This is a genomic window from Actinoplanes sp. NPDC051633, from assembly GCF_040681735.1.
Classification (GTDB): domain Bacteria; phylum Actinomycetota; class Actinomycetes; order Mycobacteriales; family Micromonosporaceae; genus Actinoplanes.
On record NZ_JBFAZH010000278.1, the window covers coordinates 1 to 7734 of the forward strand.

The 7734-nt window shown below is 72.5% G+C and carries 6 protein-coding genes; 4 read left to right on the forward strand and 2 right to left on the reverse strand.

What is annotated here, in order from left to right; all coding sequences use genetic code 11:
- A partial coding sequence (locus AB0M20_RS17470) for a hypothetical protein (protein ID WP_364299229.1) occupies positions 1 to 1268 on the reverse strand: 1268 nt, incomplete at its 3' end.
- Between the two features lie 220 nt (positions 1269 to 1488).
- On the opposite strand from AB0M20_RS17470, the gene AB0M20_RS17475 reads away from it, so the two are divergent.
- The gene (locus tag AB0M20_RS17475) at positions 1489 to 2226 is read left to right on the forward strand and encodes a response regulator transcription factor (protein ID WP_364299231.1); all 738 of its coding nucleotides are present in this window, start codon (positions 1489 to 1491) and stop codon (positions 2224 to 2226) included.
- 79 nt (positions 2227 to 2305) lie between these two features.
- Positions 2306 to 3787, forward strand: coding sequence for a HAMP domain-containing sensor histidine kinase (locus AB0M20_RS17480; RefSeq protein ID WP_364299239.1), 1482 nt, complete (start codon positions 2306 to 2308; stop codon positions 3785 to 3787).
- On the opposite strand, the gene AB0M20_RS17485 is transcribed toward AB0M20_RS17480, so the two are convergent.
- Positions 3734 to 4138 (reverse strand): hypothetical protein, encoded by a 405-nt coding sequence (locus AB0M20_RS17485; protein WP_364299233.1) that lies wholly within the window; start codon positions 4136 to 4138, stop codon positions 3734 to 3736. The two genes, AB0M20_RS17480 and AB0M20_RS17485, sit on opposite strands and share 54 nt — an antisense overlap.
- 274 nt (positions 4139 to 4412) lie before the next feature.
- Here AB0M20_RS17485 and AB0M20_RS17490 point away from each other — a divergent pair, with 274 nt between their 5' ends.
- Together AB0M20_RS17490 and AB0M20_RS17495 are read left to right on the forward strand one after the other, a co-directional pair.
- Positions 4413 to 5480 (forward strand): 3-deoxy-7-phosphoheptulonate synthase, encoded by a 1068-nt coding sequence (locus AB0M20_RS17490; protein ID WP_364299235.1) that lies wholly within the window; start codon positions 4413 to 4415, stop codon positions 5478 to 5480.
- A gap of 204 nt (positions 5481 to 5684) precedes the next feature.
- Positions 5685 to 7734: glycosyltransferase family 39 protein (locus AB0M20_RS17495; RefSeq protein ID WP_364299237.1), on the forward strand; the 2050-nt coding region annotated here is incomplete at its 3' end.

A 7734-nucleotide genomic window follows, 5' to 3' on the forward strand; every position in this document is an offset into this window, starting at 1 on the left:
CCCCAGCCCCCCACGGCCCCCCAGCAGATCCCCCGGCCGCGGTCCCCCGCGCGGCCCGCGCCGGGGCCCGCGGCCGGGGGCGCCCGCGGCAACCCCAGGACCTTGACGGGTACGCGCGCAGCGCCGCCGGCCCCGATGCCGAGCCGGCCGGTGTCGCCGTTGCCCCAGCAGTAGGCGACGTACCGGGCGTCCAGCGCGCACGTGTGCTGGTCACCGCTGTCCAAGTCACGCAGCGCGGCATTTGTATCGCGGGTGATCCGCTGCGGGGTCGTGACGTCCGCCGTGTCGCCGCCGCCGAGCTGCCCCTTGCCGCCCGAGCCCCAGCACCAACCGGCGCCGAGCGTGTCGAGGCCGCAGACGTGCTCGCCACCCACGGCCAGCTGCGCGAACCTCGGACCGCCCTGAGCGGCCGCCCGCGTCTCGACGCCACTGGCCGTCCGTCCCCAGCACGACGCCCGGCCGTTCTCGTCGACCGCGCACGCCGCCTGTTTGCCCACGGCGATCTGCCGGACCACTCCGGCGCCGGCGACCCGCACCGGCTCGTCCGAGTCCGCGAGGCCGCCGTTGCCGAGTTGGCCGCGGGCGCCGGCGCCCCAGCACCAGGCCACCCCGGCGGCGGTCGCCGCGCAGGTGGTGTTTCCGCCCGCCGCGATGTCGACCACGGGATCGGTCAGGCCGGAAGCCGTGGAGACGCGTACCGGGCGGTCGGCGTCCGTGGATCCGCCACGGCCGAGCTGGCCCTTGTCAGCCGAGCCCCAGCACCAGGCCGCGCCGTCCTCGTCGATCGCACAGCTGTGGTTCTCCCCGGTCGTCACCTCGACCAGCAAGTAGGGCGGCTCGCGGTCGGGGAACCTCACCGCCGCCGCCGCGTGCCGGTCGGTGGTGTCGCCGACGCCGAGCTGACCCGACGAGTTGTCGCCCCAGCAGAAGACGCCGCCGCGATATTCGAGCGCGCAGGTGTGCTCCTCGCCCGCGTCGACCTGCACGGCGATGGTCATCTCGCCCATCTGCACCGGCACCGCACGGGTCACCGCCGCCAGCGGGTCGCCGTCGCCGAGCTGGCCGTCGCTGTCGTTGCCCCAGCAGTAGAGCGCTCCGACGCTGGTCACCGCGCAGGAGTGGGCCCGCCCGGCGGCGACCGAGGCCGCGCCGACGGTCGCCGCGCGCACCGAATCCGGGTCGATGCCGTCGGGCCAGGCGATATCCGCTGCCTTCGCGGGCGCCGCCGGCCACAGGGCCAGGAGCAGCGCGAGCAGGCTTGGTAACACCCGATTCCCTTCGTCGGCGCGGTGGACCGCGCCATCTTGCCCGAATCAGGTGGTTTCGTCGGTTTTCAACACTCCGGCGACCGCTTCTGCCAACATTCCGACACCGCGGATCGTGTCCGCCGCCGACTGCGAAACCCCTGCTCGCCCTGTGTCCGCGAGTCACAGCTGCTACACAGGAAGCGGAAAGCCGCGACAAAGCCGAGCCCGCGACAGTAAGGGCATGACGATGGCGAACACAGAGTCCGGCGCCGACCTCCGCCGCCCCGACGGCAGCGCGGTCCGGGTGCTGGTGGTCGACGACGAACCGACGCTGGCCGAGCTGCTCTCGATGGCGCTGCGCTACGAGGGCTGGGAGGTGCGCAGCGCCGGCGACGGGATGACCGCGGTCCGCGCCGCGCGGGACTTCCGGCCGGACGCCGTCGTGCTCGACATGATGCTGCCGGACATCGACGGGCTCGAGGTGCTGCGCCGGCTGCGCGGTGAGGCTCCCGACGTCCCGGTGCTGTTCCTCACCGCCAAGGACTCGGTGGAGGACCGGATCACCGGGCTCACCGCGGGCGGCGACGACTACGTGACCAAGCCGTTCAGCCTCGAGGAGGTCGTGGCGCGGCTGCGCGGGCTGATGCGCCGGATGGGCCGCGCGCCGATGCGCGCGGAGTCGCAGCTGATCGTCGGCGACCTGTCGCTGGACGAGGACAGTCACGAGGTGCGCCGCGGCGGCACGCTGGTCACCCTGACCGCGACCGAGTTCGAGCTGCTGCGCTACCTGATGCGCAATCCACGCCGGGTGCTCAGCAAGAGCCAGATCCTCGACCGGGTGTGGAACTACGACTTCGGCGGCCAGGCCAACGTCGTCGAGCTCTACATCTCGTACCTGCGCAAGAAGATCGACGCCGGCCGCACGCCGATGATCCACACCATGCGCGGTGCCGGCTACGTCCTGAAGCCGGCCGACTGACGTGACCAACGCCGTGCACCCCTCGCGCTGGCGCAGCCCGCGCGGCTGGCCGCTGCGCACCCGCCTCGTCGCCGCGACCATGGCTCTGCTCGGCCTGGCCCTGCTCATCGTCGGCGTGACGACCGAGATCACCCTCCGCACGGCTCTCTACGACCGGATCGACGCCCAGCTCACCGCGGCCGCCACCCGGGGGCCGCGCGGCTTCGGCCCGGGCGTCGGCCGGCCGGGCGACGGCCAGTACGGCGGTGGATCCCCGACCGCCAGCTGCCGGACCGGCGGGAACTTCGGCTTCCCACCCGGCCAGACGATCGGCACCCTGGCCGCCCGCAACTGCGACGGCGACATCACCGCCAAGGTCCTCGCCGAGCAGAACCAGGACGCACCCGAGGTGTCCGACGCCGCCTTCTCCACGCTCGCCGGGATCCAGCCGGGCGGCCGGCCGCAGACCGTCGAGCTGGGCGGTTCCCTGGGCGACTACCGCGTTGTGTCGCAACAGATGAACGACGGGTCGATCTTCATCACCGGCCTCCCGCTCAGCGACACCCAGGACACGCTCTACCTCGTTGCCGGGGTCGTCGGCGGCGTTCTGGTGATCGCGTTGATCGCGATCGGGGCCGCCGGGACGGTCATCGTCAGGCGTACCCTCGCGCCGCTGGAACGGGTCGCGGCCACCGCGACCAAGGTCTCCGAGCTGCGCCTGGACCGCGGCGAGGTGGACCTCGCCCAGCGCGTGCCGGAGGGTGACACCGACGTGCGCACCGAAGTGGGTCAGGTGGGCGCCGCGCTCAACAAGATGCTCGATCACGTCGGCAGCGCACTCGAGGCGAGGCACGCGAGCGAGACGCAAGTGCGGCAGTTCGTCGCGGACGCCAGCCACGAGCTGCGTACGCCGCTGGCCGCGATCCGGGGCTACGCCGAGCTGAGCCGGCGCAGCCGCCGGCCGGTGCCGGACGAGATCGCGCACGTGCTGCGCCGGGTCGAGTCCGAGGCGCAGCGGATGACGGCGCTGGTCGAGGATCTGCTGCTGCTCGCTCGCCTGGACGCCGGGCGCCCGCTCGCGCATGACCCGGTCGACCTGACGATGCTGGTGGTGGACACGGTCAGCGACGCGCACGCGACCGGGCCGGGGCACGACTGGCAGCTCGACATGCCGGAGGAGCCGGTGACCGTCGTCGGGGATCCGGCGCGGCTGCACCAGGTGCTGGCGAACCTGCTGGCCAACGCGCGTACCCACACACCAGAGGGCACGACCGTGACCGTCAGCGTCAGCGCGACCGGCCACGAAGCCCTGATCCGGGTCACCGACGCCGGGCCGGGCATCCCAGCCGACCTGCTGCCGCACATCTTCGAGCGGTTCGCGCGCGGGGACAGCTCACGGTCGCGGGCGGCCGGCAGCACCGGGCTCGGCCTGTCCATCGTGCACGCCGTGGTGACCGCGCACGGCGGCACGGTCGGCGTTGAGTCGGAGCCGGGGCGCACCGAGTTCACCGTGCGGCTCCCGCTCGCCCTACCAGCCCCCGCGGATCCCGTCCATCAGCACGTCGCGCAGGTCGTCCAGTAGGGCGCGGGCGGCGTCGCCGTCGCTGACGTGCAGCTCCAGCGGGACCGACTCACGGTCGCGGCCGACGATCACGTCCAGCGCGCAGAGGGCCCGGCCGGCCAGCTCGGGGCTAACGTGCGGCAGTGCGGCCTCGGCGAGGCGGCGGTCCACCCACGGTCGTCCGTACGCGCCGGGCAGGCCGGCCGCGATCACGGCGATGGCGGTGATCGCCTGAGTCGGCGGAATGTCCCCGAGCAGCACGGTCGGGGTTTCCCACACCCGCAGGACGACGGTGGAGACCGCTTGGTAGCGCTCCCGCGGCGACAGGTCCAGCAACCCGTCGAGCAGGTCCGGCGCACCCACGTCATTCATGAGCCCATCCGACCACAGCAACTTGCACATTCCCATACCCCGGGTGACGGACCTTTGGGCGGCGGCGATCGAGTACGCTGTCCACGTGTTGCGCGCGTATCCGTGGTTTACGAGGCCGGCTCCCGCCGGTGTCTCGGCCATGGCCGCATGACCTGAGACACCCCGCCCGAGCCGGCCGAGGCAGCGACTCTCCGTCGCTGCCTTTTCGTTTGCGAGCAGACAGCCGGCTCACGCACCGAGGCACCGGCCCTCGGCGCGCCGGCGGAAGGAAGTCATGACCATCCCCGAGGTGCAGCGGGTCCGCGACCAGCGCATCGAAACCGTCGTACCGCTGATGAGCCCGGCGCTGCTCCACCACGAGCTGCCGCTGACCGAGGACCTGCACGACGCCGTCCTGGCCGGACGACGTGAGGTGGAGGCCGTGATCCAGGGCCGTGACCCGCGGCTGCTGGTCGTGGTCGGCCCGTGCTCGGTGCACGACCCGGTCGCGGCCGGGGAGTACGCCGACCGGCTACGCACCGAGGCAGCTCGGCTGGCCGACGACCTGCTGATCGTGATGCGGGTGTACTTCGAGAAGCCGCGCTCGGCGGTCGGCTGGAAGGGCCTGATCAACGACCCGGCGCTGGACGGCACCGGCGACGTCGGCACCGGCCTGCGGGTGGCCCGCGGGCTGCTGCTCGAGGTGGTCCGGCGGGGCCTGCCGGTGGCCGTGGAGTTCCTCGACCCGATTACGCCGCAGTACATCGCGGACACCGTGGCGTGGGGCGCGATCGGCGCCCGGACGGTCGAGTCGCAGGTGCACCGCCAACTGGCCAGCGGCCTGTCGATGCCGATCGGCATGAAGAACCGTCCCGACGGCAGCATCGCGACGGCGATCGACGCGATCAACGCGGCGGCGGTCCCGCACGTCTTCCCGGGCATCGATTTCTCGGGTACGCCGGCAATCATGCACACCCGCGGAAACCCCGACTGCCACCTGGTCCTGCGCGGCGGCGGAGGCAGGCCGAACTACTCGGCCGCGGACGTGGCGGCGTCGCTGGACCTGCTGGCCAAGGCCGGTCTGCCCGAGCGCCTGGTGATCGACTGCTCGCACGGCAACAGCAACAAGGACCACCTGCGCCAGCCCTTGGTGGCGGCGGACGTGGCGGCACAGCTGGAGGCGGGCCAGCGGGGCATCGCGGGCGTGATGCTGGAGAGCTTCCTGGAGCCGGGGCGGCAGGACCTGGGCGCCAACTTGACCTACGGCCAGTCGGTCACCGACGCGTGCATGGGCTGGAACCCGACGGTCGAGGTGCTGGAACGCCTGGCCGCGGCCTCGGCGAAGCGCAGGACGTCGGCGTAGGCCCACCCCGGCAGGGGGTGGGTCGCCCACCGCGGAGCCACCCCCTCCCCCACCCCGGGCACTGGGTGGGCGTCACGTTAGGACTTGGGTACGACAATTTCGGCTCGCCCCTCACAGGCGGCGCACAGGGCGGACATAAGGGCGAGACAGAGCCGCGGCCGAGAGTGATGGGGTCAGCAAGACAACCCCGCTCGAAGGACTCCGATGACCGCCACCATGCCCGGGCCGACCCTCGTGTCGCCCCCTCCGCACGTCGCGCCGAGGCGCAGCCGCTACTCAACGCTGCTGCTCGGCAAGGCCGAAGACCCGCGCTGGGTGCGGCCGTCGTTGATCGCCTTGCTGGTGCTCACCGGTTTCCTGTACGTGTGGGGCCTCGGTGAGTCCGGCTGGGGGAACGCGTTCTACTCCGCTGCTGCGCAGGCCGGGTCGGAGAGCTGGAAGGCGTTCTTCTACGGCTCATCCGACGCGGCCAACTCGATCACAGTGGACAAGACGCCGGCCTCGCTGTGGATCATGGCGTTGTCGGTACGGATCTTCGGCCTCAGCTCGTGGAGCATCCTGGTGCCGCAGGCGCTGATGGGCGTCGCCACGGCCGGACTGCTCTTCGCGACGGTCAAGCGCTACGCGGGTCCGGCGGCCGGTCTGATCGCCGGTGCGGTGACGGCGCTGACCCCGGTCGCGGTGCTGATGTTCCGCTTCAACAATCCGGATGCGCTGCTGGTGCTGCTGATGGTGGCGGCCGCGTGGGCGACGATGCGGGCGATGGAGCGGGGCCGCACCAAGTGGCTGGTGTGGGCGGGCGTGTTCATCGGTTTCGGCTTCCTGACGAAGATGCTGCAGGCGCTGCTGGTGGTCCCGGCGTTCGGGCTGGCGTACCTGCTCTTCGGCCCGCCCCGGATCGGCCGGCGGATCGTCCAGCTCCTGCTCGCCGGCTTGGCGATCGTGGCGTCGGCCGGGTGGTGGATCGCGATCGTCGAGCTGGTGCCGGCGTCCATGCGGCCCTACATCGGCGGCTCGCAGAACAACAGCATCCTCGAGCTGACCCTCGGCTACAACGGGCTGGGCCGGCTCTCGGGCAACGAGACCGGCAGCGTCGGTGGTGGCGGCGGGGGCGGCGGCATGTGGGGCGAGTCAGGGCTGCTGCGGATGTTCGCGACCGCGCAGGGCGGACAGATCTCGTGGCTGCTGCCGGCGGCGCTGATCCTGCTGGTCGCCGGGCTGGTGCTGACGCTGCGGGCGGTGCGAACCGACCTGGCGCGGGCGGCGCTGGTGCTGTGGGGCGGCTGGCTGCTGATCACCGGATTGGTGTTCAGCCTGATGCAGGGCATCTTCCACGCCTACTACACGGTGGCGCTGGCCCCGGCGGTGGGCGCGGTGGTGGGCATCGGCGCGGTGCTGACCTGGCGGGCGATGCGCTCACCCACCGCGGTACACGAGGTCGCTCCGGCCAACATGACGGCGTCGGACCACGAACCCCTCGGGTACGCGACTCCGGCCGACGCGGCCCGGCCGGCTTGGCACGCGACATTCGCCGCCGTTGCGCTCGCCGTTGCCATCGGCGTCAGCGCCTGGTGGTCCTTCCACCTGCTGGCCCAGAGCGCCGACTTCCTCCCGTGGCTGAAGTGGGTGGTGCTGGCCGGCGGGCTGCTCGCGGCGGTCGGTGTCCTGGCCACGATGCGCCTGCCGGCGCGCTTCGCGGCGGTCGTCGCCGGAGTCGCGCTGGGTGCCACGCTCGCCGGACCCGCCGCGTACGCGGTGCAGACCGCATCCGAGCCGCACACCGGTTCGATTCCGTCGGCGGGTCCGGCTGTGGCCGGCGGCTTCGGCGGACCGGGCGGCGGCCGCGGCCGCGGCGGCTTCCCGGGCGGCGGCTTCCCCGGCGGTAACAACGGCGGCGGCTTCCCCGGCGGAAACAACGGCGGCGGCTTCCCCGGCGGCGGCACCGGCACGCAAGGTGGGACCGGAACCCAAGGCGGCACCCAGGCCGGCCCTGGTGGTGGCGGTCAGCGTGGGGGCGGCGGCATGGGCGGCCTGCTCAACGCCGCGACCGTCAGCGACGAGATGAAGGCCCTGCTCGACCAGAACGCCGACAGCTACACCTGGGTGGCCGCGGCCGTGGGTTCGCAGAACGCCTCCGGCTACCAGCTGGCCACGGGCGATCCGGTGATGCCGATCGGCGGCTTCAACGGCAGCGACCCCTCCCCCACGCTCGAGCAGTTCCAGCAGTACGTGGCCGAGGGAAAGATCCATTACT

Bases quoted from the DNA above. Each gene is read 5' to 3' on its own strand.
- AB0M20_RS17475 (WP_364299231.1), top strand. From the start codon at position 1,489: ATGACGATGGCGAACACAGAGTCCGGCGCCGACCTCCGCCGCCCCGAC.
- AB0M20_RS17480 (WP_364299239.1), top strand. From the start codon at position 2,306: ATGGCTCTGCTCGGCCTGGCCCTGCTCATCGTCGGCGTGACGACCGAG.
- AB0M20_RS17485 (WP_364299233.1), bottom strand. From the start codon at position 4,138: ATGAATGACGTGGGTGCGCCGGACCTGCTCGACGGGTTGCTGGACCTG.
- AB0M20_RS17490 (WP_364299235.1), top strand. From the start codon at position 4,413: ATGACCATCCCCGAGGTGCAGCGGGTCCGCGACCAGCGCATCGAAACC.